The sequence below is a fragment of the Streptomyces marianii genome (genome assembly GCF_005795905.1).
GTDB classification, from domain to species: Bacteria; Actinomycetota; Actinomycetes; order Streptomycetales; family Streptomycetaceae; genus Streptomyces; species Streptomyces marianii.
The window spans coordinates 53,245-71,085 of sequence record NZ_VAWE01000001.1; the positions used below are offsets into that span (position 1 = coordinate 53,245).

Below are 17,841 nucleotides of genomic sequence, written 5' to 3' on the forward strand. Positions count from 1 at the left end.
GACCGCTGGGCACCGCGTTGATGCCCGGCCGTGTGAGCAGATGGGAGGTGCGGGATGGCGACGTGTACCCGCCGGGCCAAGTCGACCCGCGCTTATGCCGCCGGGAGGCCGCCGAGTGGCCCCGCTACGACGATCTCCCCGCCCCCGTGGCGGCGTGCGCCAGCCACCTCACGCCGGCGGAATGGGCCGCCTGCCAGGAAGCCCGCGCCCGGGCAAACGCCGAGTACGCCGCCCGCCGGGCAGCGGAGGCGGCCGCACGCGAAGAACAGGGCGAACAGGCGCAGCCGGCACCGGCCATGGCACGCTATGTCCCCCGGCCGTGCACCGGCCAGTGCGTCTCCCAGGAACGTGCCTGGGGCCGCGACGCCGACAGCGCCTCCAGCCTGTGCGCGACCTGCGACGGCTACGTGTGCCTGGCCTGCGGCAAGGCCGAAGTCGACGGCATCTTCGACTTCTGCGGCCGGTGCGCGGCGTTCGAATCGGAGATGGACCAGGAGCCGGACGCGGTCTGGGGCGATGAGATCGACACCGGGCCCCACCCGCGCATGCGGCTGACCGCGATGGTGCACCAGCTCGTCGCGGCCACCGGCGCCACACACCGCGACGTCAACGCCCGCATCAACCGGACCATCGGGGTACACACCCGCGTCGGAGCCGACGAGCAGGTGATCCGCCGCGCCGCCTGGGCCGCCCGCGACTGGCTCGACCACCTCCTCCCAAGCCCGCAGACGGACACCACCGCCCCACCCGACGCGCCCGATCCCGGCGCAGTGACAGTGACCACCGAGCACGTCGAGCCCGCTGCACGGGTCGAAGGCGCTGCGCTCGCGGGCGGCCGGGTACTACGGTCAGCGCCCATGGACACCCCAGCACCACACCCCGCCGACGACGCCGTGGGCGAGCACGCCGAGCTGACCGTGACCATCCGCCTGACCGGCCAGAGCGCCAGGCGCCTGCGCCGCGCGGCCGACATCCAGCAGCGGCCCATCGAGGAGGTCGCGGCCGAGAGCATCAGCGACGAGATGCACCGGGACGTGCACGAGGCGCTGTACAGCGGCAGCGACACGTACGCGGCCACCCTCGACGGCCTCGCCAAGCGCCTCGCACTCATCGTCCGCGAACTGGGCGCCCTGCCCTCCGGCGCCGCCGCACACGTGATCGCCCAGGCAGCCGCCGAGAAACACGGGCCCCTGCCCGAGGAATGGCACCAGCGCATGCTCGAACAGCTCACCGAGATGTGGACCGGCCGCGCCACCGAGTCGGCGCGCGTCCCGACGGCTCCGTCGGCCCGCTGGAGGACATCAAGGTCCACGCGATGGTCACCCCCGCGCAGTGGGACGCCCTGGCCCGCATCGGCGCACCCGGCAGCATCGCACTGGGCACGCAAAAGGCCCTCGAAGCCGGGATCACCGCCCTCGACCGATAGCCGGCCCGGCCGCGCCCCGGACGGGGGCTAGCATGGCGCGCTCCCTCACGAGAAGAAGGAGCCGATGCAGCCCGAACACTGCCCTTTCCACCACCGCGAGGCCATCTGTGCGGCCACCGCCCGGCTACTGGTCCAAGCCGGCCTGCTCGACCCCGCCCCGCACGCGCCCGCCGCCGGCGCAACGACGGTGTGAACGGTCACGTAATTTCGTGATCGCTCACAGACGGTGGACGTTCCCCCATCCCACCGCGTCCCGTCACGCTCGCCTGATCACTGAGCACGTCAACGCCTGGGGCCGCGTCGTCATCGACCCCACCCTCCCGCACGCCGACATCACCACGCTGGAGGAACGGTCCCTCGTGGAGGCCGTGAGTCGCCCCCGCGCCGTCCACCCGGATGAGGATCTTCGCGGTGGAGGCACCGGTGAAAACCGGCGGGCGCTTGTCCATGTGGCTGCGAACCAGCGCCTGCTCGTCCAGGTCGGCGAGCGCGCGGCGGGTCGTGGAGTCCGACACCGCCGGCCCGAACAGGCCCTGGTGGTGGGCCTGCAGGGCCTCCGCCTCGCTCAGGTTCCGTGCCCCCATCACGATCGCCACCGCGAGTTGCACCAGCACCGCGCCCCGATCGCGCCAGCCGTGGCCGCCCGCCCCGGGCAGCGCGGCCGCCAGCGCGGCCGTCAGTCCCGTACGGTCCGCCAGCCGGCGCAGCAGCACCGCACCCGCATACCCGATCAGCCCCTTCCCGTCGGCAGCCACGGACAGCGCCGGTCCCACCCGGTAGTCTCCGTCACCAGAATGGTGCCCCTGATCTCTCGAACGCTGCGAACTCGACCACATCGTTCCAGCTCAGGCGGCACCTTTCGCTGTCGATCAGTCAGATCGACCTATTCCGCTGAATACCCAGGGTCAAACAGCGGCCGCCGCGGGTAGCTGCGGCTGCTGCTGGGCGAGTTCCAGCTGCGTCGCCCGGTCGAAGCCGCACCGGTCGTACAGACGCGACACCACCAGCCCGACCAAGAACGCCCCGACCGCGTAAATGACGAGCACCGCCCAAGCCCGGCCCAGACCGGACCCCAGCCCGTCGAAGAAGAGCAGCGAGCGGATCCCCTCCGTGACGTGCCGAGCTGGGAGTAGCTCACCCATCGACGCGGCGAACCCCGGCTGGGCCTCCACCGGAATCGTTGCACCGGACAGCGGGACGCCGAGTAGTGTCACCGTCAGTAGCGCGAGCAATTGACCTGCCATGCCGAAGACGGCGAACAGCGCCAGCGTCAGCTGCGTGATCGCCGCGCACGCCATGCCGGCGAACATCCAGAGCTGTAGCGGCTGGTCTGGTTCCACGTCCAGTCCCCACACCGCGACGGCAATCACTGCGCTGCCCGCAGCAAATCCGGTGGCCGCGCCGATTCCCGCCTTCGCCGCGAAGGTCGAGGTACGGGCGATGCGAACGAGGGGCCGCAGAGTGCGGCGCGGCCCTATTTCCCATGCGCCGTAGCCGAGCGCGGCGTCGACCACCATCGTGAGCAGCATCGCGGGCAGCAGTCCGGCCAGCAGCACGGCGATCGTCAGATAGAGGGTCATGGACCCTCCCGCCGCGGCACCGGAGGCCGTCTGACCGGGCTCGGTGAGCGTGCGGACCGGGTCCTGGAGCAGCAGGAGCCGGGCGGCGTCGGGCCTGGCGGTGGCCGTGGTGGCCTGCATGCGCTCCGTGAGTTGTGTGCCGAGGCTGGCGGAGGTCTCCGCGGCGGTCTGCCGGGCGGCCTTCTCGGCCATCGAGGAGGCCACTCCTCCGGCGCCCTCGTTGGTGAGAACCGTCATCGTGGGACGTTCCGGCCGTCCGTCCGGCGTGACGAGGGACATCGCCTTTCGGCTGAAGTCGCGCGGAAGGACGAGTCCGGCGTAGGCCTCGTCCCGCGCGAGCAGTTGCTCGGCTGCTTGCAGGGAGCCGACGGTCCGCCAGGCGACCCGGCCGTCGCGATGCGCGGTCTGTTCGATCTGGGTGCTGATGTCGCTGCCCAGCCGCACGCGGGAGTCTCCCGCGCGCACTCCCTCGTCGGCGTTGACAAGGACCAGGGGGAGGTCCCGGACGTTCGCCTGCGGATCGGATGCCGGTCCGATGTAGGCCATGGTGATCACTGCCGCGAGCAGGCTGCCGACGATCACTGCCAGCCAGCCGCGAGGTTGCTTCCACAGGGCCGTTGCCCGCACGAGGGCCGCCTTTCAGTACTTCGTATTCGTAAGTGGGTAGGCCTGTTCAGGCGGCGGGTCCATGGGGCGCTGCGATCGGGCGTTCCAGTCCGAGCCGGGCCCGAAGCTGCCGGGGGTTCGCCGTCCGCTCGGGCAGCAGGGCGCGGTCCCGCAGTATCGGCACGATCTCGTGTGCGAAGCGGAGCAATCCCGCGCTGCCGCCGGGGAAGCGGAGCAGGAGGCCGTCGGTGCGGCCGTCGGCGAGCGCGGCCGCGAGCCTCTGGGCCACCGCCTCGCCCGGTTCGAGGGCCACGGTGAATGTCTTGAGGGCGAGGCCGGATGGGGCCGGCGGGCCCACGGTGTCGTCGGCCTGGCGGGTCGCCGAGGGGCTGTGGGGCCACGAGGTGAGGACGAGCGGGCGTCGCCCTTTCCAGTGCTCGCCGACCTCGTCGATGAATGCTTCGGCGGGCCCGTACTTCGGTCCGGACTGCCCGTCGGATGCAGGCACGAACTGGCCGTCGAGTTCAGGTCCGAACTGCCCCTCGGGTTCCGGGACGAGCCAGCCCGCGCGGCCGCCGCTGATGGTGTCGAGTGAGGCGAGCTCCCCTGCCAACCGCTCGGGTTCACCCGAGGAACTGGGCACCTCGGCGACGAGGCCGAGGCGGTAGGTGCGGGGTGCGAGGCCCGCGAGTACGACGACGGGGTCCAGGACGGGTTCTTGGAGACCGGCACCGTGCTCGACTACGAGGGCGTCGATTCCGGCTTGCTCGGCGGCGACGGCAGCCTCGGTCAGCGGCCGCTGCCACGGCACGTTGTCCCTGGCGGGGCGTACGGCCGGCAGCGCGGCGAAGAGGAGCGGGACGTGGGGCGTCTTCAGTTCGGTCATGGGCGTCAGCAGTTCAGGCATGGATGCCTTCCGTGGCCGGGGCGTACGACCGCAGGCCGAGGTTCTGCCGCAGCGTGCGGCTCTCGTAGTCGCTGGGGAACAGGCCGCGCCGCCACAATTCGGGGATCACGTGGTCCACGAAGTCGACGAGCGGTCCGGGCAGGGAGGGGAAGGACAGGGCGAAGCCGTCACAGGCCCGCAGCTCGAACCACTGCTCGATCTGGTCGGCGATCTGCGCGGGCGTGCCCGCGAGTACCTCACCGTCCGGTTTCCCCCGCGCCGGATCCCAGTGGTGCACGACAAGGGGCGTCAGCTCCGCCCAGACGACCAGCTGCTCGGGCTGCCTGCCGTGGGTCGCGGCTTCGGCCTTGATCTCGGCGTAGCGGGCGCGGGCCGCCTCCAGGGGCAGCCGGCCAGCGAGGACGACGTCGGCGTGACGGGTGGCCAGGGCGCGGTCGGGGGCGGTGTCGGCAGTCTGGAAGAGCACCGGACGGCCCTGCGGAACCGGGGCTGGGCTGGAGGGGCGGTCTTGCTTCGCGGCGGCCCAGAGGCCGTGGACCTCGTCGAGGAGTTCTCCGGTGATCTTGCGGCGCAGTTCGCCGTCCTCGGTCTCCTCTGCCAGGGCGTCCGGGTCTGATGAGGGAGCGGGCTGCCAACCGGATCTGCCCGCCGACAGTACGTCCAGCGAGGCGAACCTGCGGGCGATGGCCTCGGCCCGCCCGGGGGTCGCCGTGGTCGCGGCGGCGATGCCTATTCGGTCGGTGGCTCCGGCGAGGCCGGCGAGCAAGGTGGTGGCCTCGAACTCCTGGCCTGCGGCACTGTCCTGTGCGTCACCCGGAAGCCGGAGCACTTCCGGTACGAGCAGGGTGTCCAGGCGTCCCCGCTCCAGCTCCAGGGCCAGGAATTCGAGGAACGGGTAGTCGTACGGGTCGGGCGGCGCGGGCGGGACCTGCAGGCCCATGGCCCTCTTCTCCCCTCCGTGCAGCCGCACTCCGAGTGAAAGCCGTCTGGCGGCTCCGCTGTGCATGTGTTCTCCCCCTGGGATCTGCGGTTGGTGCGGCTGGACCGTTCAGCGGGATCCGAAGAGCCGGACGATGTGCTCCAGCCGCGCGATGTCCTTGGCACCGCGGGCGTACGTCGAGATGGCCAGCGGCGCCTGGAAGCGGCGGCGGGTCACGGCGTGCGGGACCGTGAACTCCCGCAAGCCGTCAGTTCCATGGATGCGGCCGAAGCCCGAGGCGCCCACTCCGCCGAACGGCAGAGACGGCACGCCGGGAAAGGCCATGACGTCGTTGACGCTGACCATCCCGGAGCGCAAGGTACGGGCAAGGGCGGTGGTTCCGCGGCACGCGAAGAGTGACGCCCCCAGCCCGTACGCGGAGTCGTTGGCTCGGCGTACGCCGTCCTCGGCGTCCCGGACCCGGTTGACGACCAGGACGGGGCCGAAGGTCTCCTCGCGCAGGGCGGCGGAGTCCTCCGGGACGTCGGTGAGGACGACGGGGCCGAGCACATAGGGCGGGCTGACGGACTCGGGGCCGCCGACGAGCGCGCGGCCGCCGCGTTCGAGCGCGTCGTCGATGTGGCGGCGGATGATCTCGAGCTGTGCGGGCATGGTGATCGGGCCGAAGTCCTCGCGTGCGCGTATCTGGCGCGCCCGTCCGGTCAGCCGGGCGACGAACCGCTCGTAGACGGCGTCGGCGACATATACCCGCTCGATTCCCGTGCACGACTGGCCCGCATTGGCGCAGCCGCCCCACAGAGCCGCTTCGACCGCCGCATCGACATCGCCGTCCTCGGCGACGACGAGGGCGTCCTTGCCGCCGAGTTCAAGGAGGACCGGGGTGAGGGAGGGGGCGCAGGCGGCGAGTATGCGGGAGCCGGTGGCGCGGGAGCCAGTGAAGGCGATCTTGTCCACGCCTGAGGTGCACAGTGCTGCGCCGGTGGGGCCCGCCCCGGTGGCGAGCTGGAGGACGGGGTGTTCCGGCACGGCCTCGGCGAAGGTGTCGACGAGCCAGCTCCCGCAGGCGGGGGTGAATTCACTGGGCTTGAAGACGACGGCGTTGCCTGCAGCCAGGGCGTAGGCGAGGGAACCGACCGGGGTGAACACCGGGTAGTTCCAGGGGCCGATGACTCCGACGACTCCGTAGGGCTTGTACTCCAGGGATGCGGCCTGGTTGAACATCAGGGGTCCGGTGGGCATCCGCTTACGGCCGAGCACCCTGCGGGCGTGCCGGGCCGCCCAGTCGACGTGGGTGAGGGTAACGGAGAGCTCGATGACGGCGTCCGCGCGGACCTTTCCGTTCTCGCGTCGCAGCAGGTCGATGATCTCCGCGCGACGGCGTGTCATGACGCGCTTCCAGGTCAGCAGTCGGGTCCGGCGGCCGTCGTGGCCGAGAGCGTCCCACCAGGCGGCGGCCTCGCGGGCCCGCTGGATCTTGCGCCGTACGGCTGTCTCGTCCTCGGAGGGGAACGTGCCGACCGCCTCCCCGGACGCCGGGTTCAGGGAGGTGAACTCCGCTGTTGCCGTGTCGATCTGGGTGTCTGTCACGTCGTTCTCCTTCACGGTAGGGCGTTGCACGTGCCGTGGTCCGAGGCGATGTCCCTGGCGAGGGAGGCGATCAAGTCGGGGACGGTGTCGTCCCGCCAGGGGAAGAAGTGGCCGCCGTCCAGGACACGCATCCCTCGCCAGCGCTCCGCGAACGGCTCCCAGGAGGCGACGGTGTGCGGCGGGTACACGTCATCGGACCGTCCGCTCAGCGCGAGGACGGCCACGGAAGCGGGGACCGGGTCCGCCGGGTCGGGGAAAGCGGCGAGGAGCCCGAGGTCGGCCCGCATGGTGCGCAGGACGAGTTCACGCATCGCGGGTGTACGCAGCACTTCTGGTGGGGTGGCGCCGAGTTCCCGTACGTGGTCTAGGAGCGCGACGGGGTCACCGGTCAGTGCCCGGCAAGCCGCCCGGTCCACCAGGTGGGCAGGAGACATGGCCGAGAGCACAAGTGCGGCGGGAGGAGTGCCGAGTTCGGTCATGGCGCGGCAGAGCTCATGGGCGAGCAGGGCGCCCATGCTGTGCCCGAAGAGGATGGTGGGCGGTCCTGGGCGGGCCGCGAGTGGGATCAGGGTTTCGACGATCTCGGTGACGTCGGCTGCGGGGGTCTCGGTCAGCCGCCTGCCGTGGCCCGGCAACTCCACGGCGTGGAGTTCGGTTCCGGCGGGCATGGCCGGGCCCCAGTGCCGGTAGCTGCCCGCGCCGCCTCCGGCGTAGGGCAGGCACAGGATCCGGGCGGTTGTCGTGCCGTCAGGTGCGGGCGGCGACCACTGCTGGAGCCACGCCATCACCGGGACGTCCCCTCGGGCCCGGTGGTGAAGGCGTCGGGCCGGGCTCCGGACAGGAGCTCGTATCCGCGTTCGACGATTCCGGCGAAGGCGGCCGGATCGCTGATCGACATGTCGTGTGCGCCCGGCACGTGGAACAGCCTGGCGTATCCGCCGGTGGCGCGGACCGCGCGGAGGAACTCGCGCTCCTGGGCGCGGAAGAGCCGGTCGCTCCGGGCGTTGACGAAGAGCACGGGGAGCCGGCAGCGCCCCGCGACGTTGAGGAAGTCACGCCGTGTGAGGTCCTCGACGACTTCGACGAAGGCGTGCATGGTGAGGCCGCCGGCCATGACGGCCCGGTAGCTGTCGGGGGGCAGCCGGCGCTGGAGTGCCCGGTCGTTGAGGCGGGCGGCGCGAGCCGGGCCGAGTCCCCAAATGGCGCGGGCGATTGTGCGGTAGACGAAGCCGGTCATCCGGTCGGGCCGGGCGGTGGAGCCCTGCGCCAGGACGGCGGCGGCCCGGACCGGGTGCGCGGCGCCGTAGGCGAGGGCGACGTATCCACCGAGGGAGCCACCGGCCACCAGAGGGCGGCGGCCGGTGGCCAGAGCTGCCTCGTCCACGGCGAGCCCGACCCGCTCGACCGCCTCCTCCAGGTTGAAGGGACGGTCGCGTTGCGTCCCGTGCCCCGGCAAATCAGGGGCCGTGATGCGGAATCGGGGGGCCAGCCGGTGGGCATGCGGGTTCCACATCCGGGCGGAGACCCGGATGCCATGGACCAGCACCAGGGGAATACCCTCGGCGGGTCCAGCGGTCCAGATGCCGGGCCGGTCGGGGGCCGGAGTCAGTCCGGTAACTGGATCTCCCAGTCCGTCAGCACGCATCGATTCCCCTGCCAGGCGTGGTGCGCCCGCGGACGGGCGGCAACCTAGAACGCAACGTTGCGTTGCATACTAGAGGCCGGACCCGCCAAATGCAACGCCACGTTGCGTTGTTGTAGACTCGGCGCCCGCACAGACGAAGGGCGTGAGCAGTGAAGGACAGGCGGGACTTGGAGGCCGGCGGACCGCGACGCAAGGCCGAGATCTTTACTGCCGCGCTGGACCTGCTGGGCGGTCTGGGATACGACTCCCTGACGATCGAGGGCGTGGCCCAGCGCTCCGGGGTGAACAAGACCACCATCTACCGCTGGTGGCCCTCGAAGTCCGAGCTGCTGCGCGACGCGCTGCTGCACTCGCATCTCCTGCAGTTCGAGCTTGCCGACACCGGCAGCCTGCACGGCGATCTGACCGCGCTCGCCGAGCGGGTACTGGCTCTGCTGGACGACGAGCACCGACGGGCCGTCATCGAGGCGGCCCTGGTCGGCGCGGTGCGCCATCAGGCGATGCGCGAGCTCGTCGTCTCGTTCCTCGACGACCGGCTCGGACGGCACCAGCCGGTCTTCGAACGCGCGGTGGCGCGCGGCGAGCTGCCGCCCGACGCCGATCCGGCGCCCCTCGTAGACGCCATGGCCGGGGCGCTGTGGCTGCGCATCCTGGTACGCCGGGGCGAGGTCACCGGGACGTACACCCGCGACCTCATCGGACTGCTGATGGAGGGAGTCACGCGGACCGCGCCGACTCCTGGCGCACCTGCTCCGTGACCTGGCGCAGGTGCGCCAGGACCTCGACGTACGAGCGGGTCGCCGAGACCTCGTAGTACGGCAGGTCCTGCGTGGCGCAGTGCGCCCGCGTCAGCGGACGCACCTTGCGCAGGTTGGGCCGCGGCATGGTGGGGAAGAGGTGGTGCTCAATCTGGTAGTTGAGCCCGCCGTAGAGGAAGTCATGGACCCGCGAGCTGCGGATGTTCCGGGAGGTGAGCACCTGCCGGCTCAGCCAGTCGGGCTCAGAGTCGCCGTCGCGGACCGGCATCCCCTTGTGATTGGGGGCGAAGACGCAGCCGAGGTACACGCCGAACAAGCCCTGATGGACGGCGATGAACGCGACCGCGAGAAGGGGGCCGAGCAGGGAGAAGACCACCACCGCATAGGCGAGCGCGTGCAGCGCGAGCAGGACCGATTCGGTCCGCGGTCGCCGGACCACTCCGCGCCGGATGGCGATCACGGACCCGACGCGCAGGCCGACCGCCTCCAGGTTGAGCAGCGGGAAGAAGAGCGGTGCCTGATGGCGTATCACGAAGGTCCGCAGCCGGTTGACGCCCTGAGAAGCCATCCGCTTTCCGATCAGTGGGTTTGTCGGTCGAACAAGGGTCTTGATCGGGTGATCGCGGTGGGGTCGGTGCATGAAGGCAGGGCCTCGCGGTAGCTCGGGGTTGTCGAAGCCAACGAGCACCGGGAGGCCCTGTTGCTGCAGTCTGTCGCGCTTGCGTCTGTGGAGTCCAACGAGCCATCTCCGGCGTGTGACTGTCTCGCGCACAGGTTCGGCAACGCGGCGGACGGACCGGACCGCGTCCCGTGTTACGGCTCCGACCTGACGGAGGCGGAATGGCAGGTCATCCGGCCGCTGCTGCCGGTCCCCGCGTGGCTTCAGGGGCGGGGCGGCAGGCCGGAGGGCTATTGCCACCGCGTCATGCTTGATGCGGTCCGCTATGTCGTCGACAACGGCGTCAAGTGGGTCAACCTGCCCTGTGACTTCCCGCCGTACCGACGAGTGCACGCGTTCGCCCGACGCTGGCAGGTGACGGGCCTGCTCACCGAGCTCCACGACCGGCTGCGCGACAAGGTCCGCCAGAAGGAAGGCCGTTCGTCGGACCCGACGGCCGCCATCGTGGACTCGCAGTCACTGCGGGCGGCGACGAACATCCCGCGCTCGACGTCCGGGTGGGACGGCGGGAAGAAGGTGGGCGGCCGCAAGCGGCACCTGGTCGTGGACTGCCTCGGCCTGGTCCTGGCCGTTGCGGTGACCGCGGCAAGCGTGCAGGACCGCGACGCCGCCGTCCCGCTGCTCGAGCGGCTGCGCACCATGTACTTCTCCATCCGCCTCGTCTGGGCGGACGGCGGTTATGCGGGTCGGCTCGTCGGCTGGGAAGCCGAGAAACTCCAGCTCACCCTTGAGATCGTCAAACGCACCGACGACACCAGCGGGTTCGTGGTGCTGCCGCGCAGGTGGGTCGTGGAGCGCACCCTGAGCTGGCTGATGCGCTCGCGCCGCCTGGTGCGTGACTACGAGACACTGCCCGCCATGCACGAGGCCATAGTGCTGTGGTCCATGACCATGCTCATGGGCAGCCGCCTGGCCGGGCGCCGGCCAGGCGCCTTCAGCCGGCCGACGCCGCGAGCGAGGTGAACACCCCCGGCCGCACCTGGAGCGCCCACCCCCGCTCCACCAGGCGTTTCGCCTTCGACCGCAGCCCCTCGACCTTCGCCGGGACCGCCTGAAGGCCCAGGGCCGCGGCCAGCTGCTGGCACCGCACACCCTCCCGGGCCGCATCCGACTCCAGCACGGACATGATCCGCTGGTAGTCCGCAGGCAGGACCGCCGCCGTCATGCCCTCGGTCCGTCTGGGCACCACCGCACTCACCACCGGCTCCGCGACCACGACGGGCGGCTCGGCCAGCACCTCGGCCACCGTCACGCGGGCATCCGCCAGACGCTGAAGTGCCCGTTCCGCCTCGCCAAGGGCAGCCTCCACCCGCTCAGCCTCCTCCCGCAGCCGTGCCACCTCTTCCCGCACCTTCTTCTCCCGAGCCTCCAGCAGACCGAGCACCGACGGCACCAGCCACCTCCACAAGCGAGACGAGCAGACGAACCACGCCCATCTCTCCCGCCGCCAGCCGGAGTTCATGCCCACCCAGCCCGAACCAAACGATCACGTTCGGAAAGCGGATGGCTTCTCAGCACACTAGCGTGACCGATTTACGGGCCTGGCGGACGCACACCACGCGGAGCTGTACGAACTGCTCCTCGCGGAGAGCCGGACTCAGCTGGCCAAGGAGCTTCGGCAGAACGGCCTGCAGGTGTTCGCACAGTACGTGGCACTGGCCAAGGGGCACGTCGTGGGCTGGCTTGAGGGCACAACGCGCTACGAGACCGGCAACGAGGTGCCCGGCCACCCGACCCCGTGATCGCAGATCAACTACGTCCTCACCCACCCTGCCATGCGCAGGCAGGGCATCGCAGGCGATCTCGTGCGCCACTTCGCGCACGATGAGTACGGTGCCGGGAACCGCTTCATGGTGCTCTGACCCGATCACCGTGAGGACTCGGACAGACGGTTCGCCTTCTTCACCGCGTACGGATTCCAGCCAATCGCGGGCGCCGGATTCTTCGGCGTCGATCTCCAGCAGCTGCTCACCGGCCGGGGTGAGGCGTCGCCCAGTCCATGACCGGGCTTCCGACTTGCACCCGGGCGACGCACTACCGGTGCCTGAAGCCCCGCCCGCCGGTCGACCGGGCACCGCGTCCGGTTCCCGCCGTCGGCCCTGCTTCCGGCACCCCACGCTGGGGGATGGACCACTGAGGGTGTGTACCGGGACGGGTTCGGCGAAACGGCGGCCCTGGGTTCGGGCAGCGGCATGGCGGCCGCACGCGCCGGACGCGGCCCCCGCACGTGAGGCGGACGGTCATCTCGAGGCGGTCGCGGCGCCTCCGCACTGGAACCCGACTGCTGACTCGTGAACAGGGGTTCTGGTCAAAGATCAGCGTCAGCTATCCGAGGCAGCGCGAGCCGATAGGCAGTCTCAGCCGTTTCGGCTTCGACAAAGCCGGGCATGCCAAGGCACTGCAGCGCCAGCGCCTGCCCGCCACCGGCTCGATCACATTTCTCCGGCGCGTGACGGAGTGCTCAGAGGTGCACGAGCATCGCTCCGAACACGGCGAGAGGCCCTTGAACGGGACCTTCCCGGTGGGCCCAGCGTGCGGAAACAGAATCGATCACGGAGGGAACCCGCTCGATTCCGCACAGTAGGGATCAGAGGCGGTATAGCTCATAAAACCGACGCGAGCCTGTAGGAGAGCGCCGCTACAGAGGAGGCCCGGCTCCAGCGTGGTGAAGAGAAAGTGGTCGTCATACCGGCGCCCGGGATGACAGCTGAGCCAGCACATCATTGATCTCCGCGTGGGCAATCGCTGATCCAGCAAGCTGACCGGGTGGGGCGACCGCCTCCTTACTGCGGTTCCGCCCGCTTGCCACCACCTGGTCTTCAGTACTGATCAACACGGCTCCAACGAGCGTACTACCCGCCCTGAACGCCTCCAACGCCAGTTCGAAGGGTAGTCGCCAGGTCGGCGATAGCGCTGGGCTGTCGTTACCGGGCACACACCGACTCTACGCGGCCTGAAGGCTTGGTGAGCTGTGCACACGATCCGCCCCGCCGTCTTCCGGCCGCTCACCGGGAGACGGCCACTTCCGTTCACAGTGCTGTTCAGGGTGCTGTTCCGTTAGGATCTGGAGGGAGAGGTTGACAATGCTCATCGAAGACGAGTGGCTCCCGGCCGCCGATCACCTGCCGGCGCAAGAGCCACTCCGGCACGATGCCGCATTCTGCGGTCAGCGACCGGACGACTGAGCTGCGAGGTGCCGGGGCCCGGTGCGCTGCCTGCGTCCGCCGACTCCCGCCTGGGCCCGGGGTGCTCTCGCCCGTGGACCCGGTGGCACCGCTACCGCCGTCTCCGGAACAGCGACGTCGACGGTGGAGCACGGCAGGCGGTGTCTCACCGTCGCTCACGTCGTCGTGGCGCCCAGGCGTGGAGAAGGCCACGGCTCCGGCGACCCGCGGCGGTCTCCCCGTCGTGGGGCCGCGCGGGCTTGTTCGGCGGCCCGCCGATCGGTCGTGGTGTCGCACATCCCCCGCGATGGTGGAGACCCGGGCATGTGAGGGAGATGTCCGACCGGCACGCCGGTGCGAGCCGGTGACTCTGTCCCAGGGTTCCCCGGCGGCCCGGCCGAGCGGGTTAGCTCGTCCGGGCACGCAAAGGCGAGGACCGGTCGGCCCCAGGCCTCACAGGGAGACAGAGCATATGACGCGACAGCCAGGCCCCCGTCGTACCCATGCGGCGACTGAGTCGGATGGCGACCGTCAGCCCGATGCGGAATCGACCGGTGCGGCCGGGGAGCATGAGGTGGTTCGTAGCCGGACCGCGCATCGCGCTTCGCTCGCGGTACTGGTCACGACCCAGTTGTACGTGATGCTCAGTGGCACGGTTGTCAACATCACGCTGCCCGTCATGGGGGCTGACCTGCATCTGTCTCCCGCCGATCTGTCGCGGGTGGTCAGCGCCTACATCCTGGCCGTTGCGGCGCTCCTGCTGCCGGCCGGCCGGGCCGCCGATCGCTTCGGTCGACGACGCCTGCTACTGATCGGCCTCGCGGTGTCCGCGATCGCCTCCTGCCTAGTCGCCGCCGCCGGCGACGGCGTATCGCTGATCGCCGCGCGGGTGCTCCAGGGGGCCGGGATCGCCCTGGTGCAGTCTTCCCTGCTTGCCCTGTTCCTCTTGCGCGCCCCGGCGGGCGACCGTGCCAAGCCCCTCGGCCTGTGGAGCATGGCGACCTTGACCGGAGGCGGCGCCGGAATCCTGTTCAGCGGACTACTGACCGAAGTCGTCGGATGGCGGGGGGTATTCTTCGCCTCGGCTGCGTTCGCGGCACTACTGGCACCACTCTGTGCTGTCACAGCCCCGTCCGATCAGGGAACCCGCGGCACCATGTCCCGACGTGACCTGCCGACCTTCGTCGTGCTTGCGTCCGGGTTGACCCTACTGGCCGTTGGCACGGCCGAGGCCGGGCACATGGGTGTGTCACGCCCCGGAGCCCTGGTCCCGATCGGCGCGGGACTCGCCGGTCTCCTACTGCTGATCACACTCGAGCGGCGCCGGGCGAACCCTCTGATTCCCCTGCGGATCATTGCCGGCCCCCGGGTGGGTGCGGCCCAACTCGGTGTGGCGGTTCTAGGGATGACAGCCACCGGGTTCTTCTTCTTCCTGTCCCTCTACCAGCAGCAGGTCCTCGGTGACAGTCCCGGCGTGGCCGCGCTGTGGCAGATCCCCCTCGCGGTGGCGTCCGGTGTGGGATCCGTCTATGCCGTCCGCCTGGGCCGTCGATTCGGATCCGGCACAGCCCTGGCCTTCGGCCAGGTGTCGCTGGCCGTCGGCCTGGTGTGGATGGGACGGCTGAAGGGGGAGAACGGCTTCGGGGACGAGGCCCTGTTGCCATCGCTGCTGGTCGGTGCCGGTTTGGGAGTGGCGCTCGTCCACATGGTCAATGCCGCCACCGCGGGTGCTGACCGGCAGGACGCAGGTCTGGCGAGCGGACTGACCAGCACCGTGAAGAAATGCGGTGGCGTCTTCGGCCTCACCCTGCTCAGCAGCCTGGCAGTGTCCGAGAGCCAACGGGCCGACCTCACCATGTCCCGCGTACAGGCCCTCCAGGAAGGGTACGCCGCGGCCTTCACGACGCTGGGCACGCTTGTCGCCGCGACAGCGCTCCTGATCCCACTGGCCCCGTTGCTCGGTCGGATCATGCCTCGACGGTCCCGCCCCCGGACAACGGGTGACGACAACGCCCCGTCCCGCACCTGAACCCGGGGTATTCACGAGGCGCGGTGGCCCAGGTGCCGACCCGCTGGCACTTCTTCGTGGTCAAGTGCGGGAAGACGTTGTCGCAGACGATCGCGATCCGGACCTCGGAAGCGGCAACACCTCGCTGACCTTGGGCGACTTGCGGCACCAGGTGGCTTCGGCAGCGTGAGCTGGCCCCACTTGTCAGTGGGTTTCGGCCCCACTTGTCGATCGTTCGGGCATGATCTATCAGTGAGTTTTGGCCCCACCCTCGCGTCGCGGTGTGTGGTTCAGGGGGCAACTGTGGCCGGCGGAGGTATCCGTCGACGGGGAGATGTCTGTGATCGTCTGGGTGAACGGCGCGTTCGGCAGCGGGAAGAGCACGCTGGTGGAAGAGCTACGTCCGCGCCGGCCGGAGGCGCTGGTCTATGACCCGGAGATGGTCGGCTATGTGCTGCGCGAGATCGTGGACGTCCCGACTGGCGATTCTCAGGATCTGCGGCTGTGGAGGCGGCAGGTCGCGGAGCTGGCCGTGGGGCTCGTCGAGGAATATCGGCGGCCCGTCCTGGTGCCCATGACGCTGGTCAACCCCGGCTATGCCGAGGAGATCTTCGGTGCGTTGAAGGACGCGGAGCTCGCTGTTCACCACTTCTTCCTCAAGGTCTCCGAGGAGGTACTGGTGAAGCGGATCGACGGGCGGAGCTTCACGCCGGATGACCCCGCGCAGGACGAACGGGTCCGCGAGTGGTGCAAGTCCAAGATCGAGTCGTGTTTGGCCGCAGTGGACGCGCTGCCCCATGACACCGTGTTCCTGGACGGCGAGCTGAGCTCGCAGGAGTTGGCCGACGACGTGCTGGCCCGCGTCGGCGCGGTCCCGGGCCGGTAGTCCAGGCTGTGCGGTCAGCTGCTGCCCTGCTGGTTCTTGGTGTGGGCAAGGCGGTAGGAGTCGCGGCCGGTCTCGATGATGTTGCCGCCGAAGGTGAGCCGGTCCACGATTGCCGCGCAGAGCCGCGGGTCGGTGAAAGTCTTCCTCCAGCCTCCGAACGATTCGTTCGAGGCGATGGCCACGGAGGCTTTCTCCTCCCGCTCGGTCAGAACCGGGAGTGTCTAAGTAGGGTCGGGGACTGGCGCGGTGGCTGTCGCTCCGTTTCCAGTCCCCGCCGCTTCAAACCGTGCATGCGGTTCTCCCGCACACGGCTTTCCGACATCGTTCACCGACTGGCATGCGCTGTCGCCCTGCGTACGGTTCCGGTGAGGCGGTAGACCCCGAGCCGGGTGATCCACCCGTAGGTGAATCGGGTGGTCCAGTTCCGGCCTCGCAGTCCGTGTTTCCGGCTGGCGAGGATGGCCAGCCGTTCGTGAACGTAGCCGTCGACCGCGTTGAACTTCCGCCCGGAGTTCCCGTTGCGGAAGTACGCACCCCAGCCCCGCAGCACGGGGTTGAGATCGGCGACCACGGCGGCCACCGGCCGTTCGATCTTGGAGCGTCCGGTGGCCGCGCGGACTTTGTCCCGCAGCACCCGCATCGCTCTGACCGAGGGCCAGCGCTGCAAATAGAACTTGCCCCGCCATCTCCACGACTCCACTTTCCGGTGGTGGAAGCCGAGGAAGTCGAAGCCTCGCCCGCCCCTGCTGAGGCAGGTGATCCCGGACTTTTCGGGATGCAGCCGCATCCCGAGCCGGTCCAGCACCCTCGCTGCCAGCTCCCGTGCCTGTTCGGCCCGTTGGCTGGTCGGCGACAAGACCACGAAGTCATCGCAGTACCTCACCAGCACTCCCAGCCGGCGGCCCTCGTCCTGCCACGCCTCATCGAGGACATGCAGGGCGATGTTCGCCAGCAGAGGTGATACCGGTGAGCCCTGTGGGGTTCCCGCCCCGGTCGGAGAGGTCACCCCGCCCTCCAGCACTCCCATCCGAAGCCAGGCCCGGATCAGCTTCAGCATCGGCCGGTCCACCACACGCCGGGCCACCTGGGCCATCAGCGCTTCGTGGTCGATCGTGCCGAAACAGTCACGGATATCGGCCTCGAAGACCCACTCCCGGCCCTGGTTCACAGACAGGCGCACGCCTTCGCACGCGTCGATCGCGGACCGTTTGGGCCTAAATCCGTAGCTCGCCTCGGTGAACCCGGCCTCGAAGACCGGTTCGAGAACCAGCTTCGCGGCCGTCATCACCACCCGGTCCGCCACGGTGGGAATCGACAGCGGCCGGAACTCCCCCGGCCGCCCCGGCTTGGGAATCTTTACCCGCCGAAGCACCGACGGACGATACGTATACGTCCGCAGTTGCTCCGCCAGGTCCTGGAGGAACGCGTCCACCCCCGAGGCCGCCACCGCGTCGACACTCACGCCGTCGACGCCGGGGGCTCCCCGGTTCTCACACACACCGGCCCACGCCCGCCGAAGAACGTCCATACGGTGGACATGGCCATACAGGGCATGGAACCGGCGTTCGGGTTCTTGCTTGGCACATCGGTAGAGCGTCCGCCGCAAGGCTCGGACCTTGTCCAAAGGACGGCCACCCGGTCCCGCGGTGCCTTCC

16 protein-coding genes and 2 pseudogenes are annotated in these 17,841 nt (G+C 70.0%); 6 read left to right on the forward strand and 12 right to left on the reverse strand.

All coding sequences use genetic code 11. From position 1 onward, the window contains the following. The first annotated feature begins 146 nt into the window (after positions 1 to 146). Together FEF34_RS00190 and FEF34_RS43555 are read left to right on the forward strand one after the other, a co-directional pair. A complete protein-coding gene (locus FEF34_RS00190) occupies positions 147 to 1,457 on the forward strand; it encodes a hypothetical protein (protein WP_138051323.1) in 1,311 nt (436 codons plus the stop codon). A gap of 33 nt (positions 1,458 to 1,490) precedes the next feature. Then, positions 1,491 to 1,619 (forward strand): hypothetical protein, encoded by a 129-nt coding sequence (locus FEF34_RS43555; protein WP_267905163.1) that lies wholly within the window; start codon positions 1,491 to 1,493, stop codon positions 1,617 to 1,619. A gap of 4 nt (positions 1,620 to 1,623) precedes the next feature. Here the strand turns inward: FEF34_RS43555 and FEF34_RS00195 are convergent, their stop codons facing one another. The 7 genes from FEF34_RS00195 to FEF34_RS00225 all read right to left on the reverse strand — a co-directional run bounded on the left by FEF34_RS00195 (position 1,624) and on the right by FEF34_RS00225 (position 8,691). Further along, positions 1,624 to 2,199 carry a hypothetical protein gene (locus tag FEF34_RS00195; protein WP_138051324.1) on the reverse strand — a complete coding sequence of 192 codons (576 nt, stop codon included), beginning with the start codon at positions 2,197 to 2,199 and terminating at the stop codon, positions 1,624 to 1,626. Positions 2,200 to 2,331: 132 nt separating this feature from the next. Further along, complete coding sequence (locus FEF34_RS00200) at positions 2,332 to 3,633, reverse strand: DUF3533 domain-containing protein (protein ID WP_138051325.1); 1,302 nt, start codon at positions 3,631 to 3,633, stop codon at positions 2,332 to 2,334. A 46-nt stretch (positions 3,634 to 3,679) separates the two neighbouring features. Then, a complete protein-coding gene (locus FEF34_RS00205; RefSeq protein ID WP_138051326.1) occupies positions 3,680 to 4,519 on the reverse strand; it encodes an LLM class flavin-dependent oxidoreductase in 840 nt (279 codons plus the stop codon). Beyond that, complete coding sequence (locus FEF34_RS00210; RefSeq protein WP_171052752.1) at positions 4,512 to 5,459, reverse strand: LLM class flavin-dependent oxidoreductase; 948 nt, start codon at positions 5,457 to 5,459, stop codon at positions 4,512 to 4,514. The genes FEF34_RS00205 and FEF34_RS00210 overlap by 8 nt, the downstream gene beginning before the upstream one ends. 108 nt (positions 5,460 to 5,567) lie before the next feature. After that, complete coding sequence (locus FEF34_RS00215) at positions 5,568 to 7,046, reverse strand: aldehyde dehydrogenase family protein (RefSeq protein WP_199800616.1); 1,479 nt, start codon at positions 7,044 to 7,046, stop codon at positions 5,568 to 5,570. An 11-nt stretch (positions 7,047 to 7,057) separates the two neighbouring features. Then, positions 7,058 to 7,831 (reverse strand): thioesterase II family protein, encoded by a 774-nt coding sequence (locus tag FEF34_RS00220; protein ID WP_138051328.1) that lies wholly within the window; start codon positions 7,829 to 7,831, stop codon positions 7,058 to 7,060. Continuing rightward, on the reverse strand, positions 7,831 to 8,691 hold the full coding sequence (locus FEF34_RS00225; RefSeq protein WP_138051329.1) for an alpha/beta fold hydrolase: 861 nt from the start codon (positions 8,689 to 8,691) through the stop codon (positions 7,831 to 7,833). Before FEF34_RS00225 ends, FEF34_RS00220 begins: the two co-directional genes overlap by 1 nt. 149 nt (positions 8,692 to 8,840) lie before the next feature. Between FEF34_RS00225 and FEF34_RS00230 the strand changes: the two genes are divergently transcribed. Then, entirely contained in the window at positions 8,841 to 9,449 is a 609-nt protein-coding gene (locus FEF34_RS00230) for a TetR/AcrR family transcriptional regulator (protein ID WP_138051331.1), read from the forward strand. On the opposite strand, the gene FEF34_RS00235 is transcribed toward FEF34_RS00230, so the two are convergent. Beyond that, positions 9,409 to 10,089 (reverse strand): fatty acid desaturase family protein, encoded by a 681-nt coding sequence (locus tag FEF34_RS00235; protein ID WP_138051333.1) that lies wholly within the window; start codon positions 10,087 to 10,089, stop codon positions 9,409 to 9,411. The genes FEF34_RS00230 and FEF34_RS00235 overlap by 41 nt on opposite strands. A gap of 87 nt (positions 10,090 to 10,176) precedes the next feature. Here FEF34_RS00235 and FEF34_RS00240 point away from each other — a divergent pair, with 87 nt between their 5' ends. Next, positions 10,177 to 11,091 carry an IS5 family transposase gene (locus tag FEF34_RS00240; protein ID WP_234043027.1) on the forward strand — a complete coding sequence of 305 codons (915 nt, stop codon included), beginning with the start codon at positions 10,177 to 10,179 and terminating at the stop codon, positions 11,089 to 11,091. On the opposite strand, the gene FEF34_RS00245 is transcribed toward FEF34_RS00240, so the two are convergent. After that, positions 11,063 to 11,521 (reverse strand): hypothetical protein, encoded by a 459-nt coding sequence (locus FEF34_RS00245; RefSeq protein WP_138051335.1) that lies wholly within the window; start codon positions 11,519 to 11,521, stop codon positions 11,063 to 11,065. The two genes, FEF34_RS00240 and FEF34_RS00245, sit on opposite strands and share 29 nt — an antisense overlap. Before the next feature lie 2,243 nt (positions 11,522 to 13,764). Between FEF34_RS00245 and FEF34_RS00250 the strand changes: the two genes are divergently transcribed. After that, positions 13,765 to 15,321 (forward strand): MFS transporter, encoded by a 1,557-nt coding sequence (locus tag FEF34_RS00250; protein WP_234042173.1) that lies wholly within the window; start codon positions 13,765 to 13,767, stop codon positions 15,319 to 15,321. A gap of 19 nt (positions 15,322 to 15,340) precedes the next feature. Here the strand turns inward: FEF34_RS00250 and FEF34_RS43860 are convergent. Then, a pseudogene (locus FEF34_RS43860) lies at positions 15,341 to 15,427 on the reverse strand (transposase); the annotation flags it as partial. Between the two features lie 213 nt (positions 15,428 to 15,640). Between FEF34_RS43860 and FEF34_RS00260 the strand changes: the two are divergent. Beyond that, positions 15,641 to 16,186, forward strand: coding sequence for an AAA family ATPase (locus FEF34_RS00260; RefSeq protein ID WP_138057186.1), 546 nt, complete (start codon positions 15,641 to 15,643; stop codon positions 16,184 to 16,186). Positions 16,187 to 16,200: 14 nt separating this feature from the next. Here FEF34_RS00260 and FEF34_RS00265 read toward each other — a convergent pair. Next, a pseudogene (locus FEF34_RS00265) lies at positions 16,201 to 16,398 on the reverse strand (ATP-binding protein); the annotation flags it as partial. A 113-nt stretch (positions 16,399 to 16,511) separates the two neighbouring features. Next, a complete protein-coding gene (gene ltrA, locus FEF34_RS00270) occupies positions 16,512 to 17,714 on the reverse strand; it encodes a group II intron reverse transcriptase/maturase (protein WP_138051339.1) in 1,203 nt (400 codons plus the stop codon). Positions 17,715 to 17,841 lie beyond the last annotated feature (127 nt).

What these genes read in the sequence shown, in the direction of transcription:
- FEF34_RS43555 (WP_267905163.1), top strand. Translation starts at nt 1,491, where the DNA reads ATGCAGCCCGAACACTGCCCTTTCCACCACCGCGAGGCCATCTGTGCG.
- FEF34_RS00205 (WP_138051326.1), bottom strand. Translation starts at nt 4,519, where the DNA reads ATGCCTGAACTGCTGACGCCCATGACCGAACTGAAGACGCCCCACGTC.
- FEF34_RS00210 (WP_171052752.1), bottom strand. Translation starts at nt 5,459, where the DNA reads ATGGGCCTGCAGGTCCCGCCCGCGCCGCCCGACCCGTACGACTACCCG.
- FEF34_RS00220 (WP_138051328.1), bottom strand. Translation starts at nt 7,831, where the DNA reads ATGGCGTGGCTCCAGCAGTGGTCGCCGCCCGCACCTGACGGCACGACA.
- FEF34_RS00225 (WP_138051329.1), bottom strand. Translation starts at nt 8,691, where the DNA reads ATGCGTGCTGACGGACTGGGAGATCCAGTTACCGGACTGACTCCGGCC.
- FEF34_RS00235 (WP_138051333.1), bottom strand. Translation starts at nt 10,089, where the DNA reads ATGCACCGACCCCACCGCGATCACCCGATCAAGACCCTTGTTCGACCG.
- FEF34_RS00250 (WP_234042173.1), top strand. Translation starts at nt 13,765, where the DNA reads ATGACGCGACAGCCAGGCCCCCGTCGTACCCATGCGGCGACTGAGTCG.
- ltrA (WP_138051339.1), bottom strand. Translation starts at nt 17,714, where the DNA reads ATGGACGTTCTTCGGCGGGCGTGGGCCGGTGTGTGTGAGAACCGGGGA.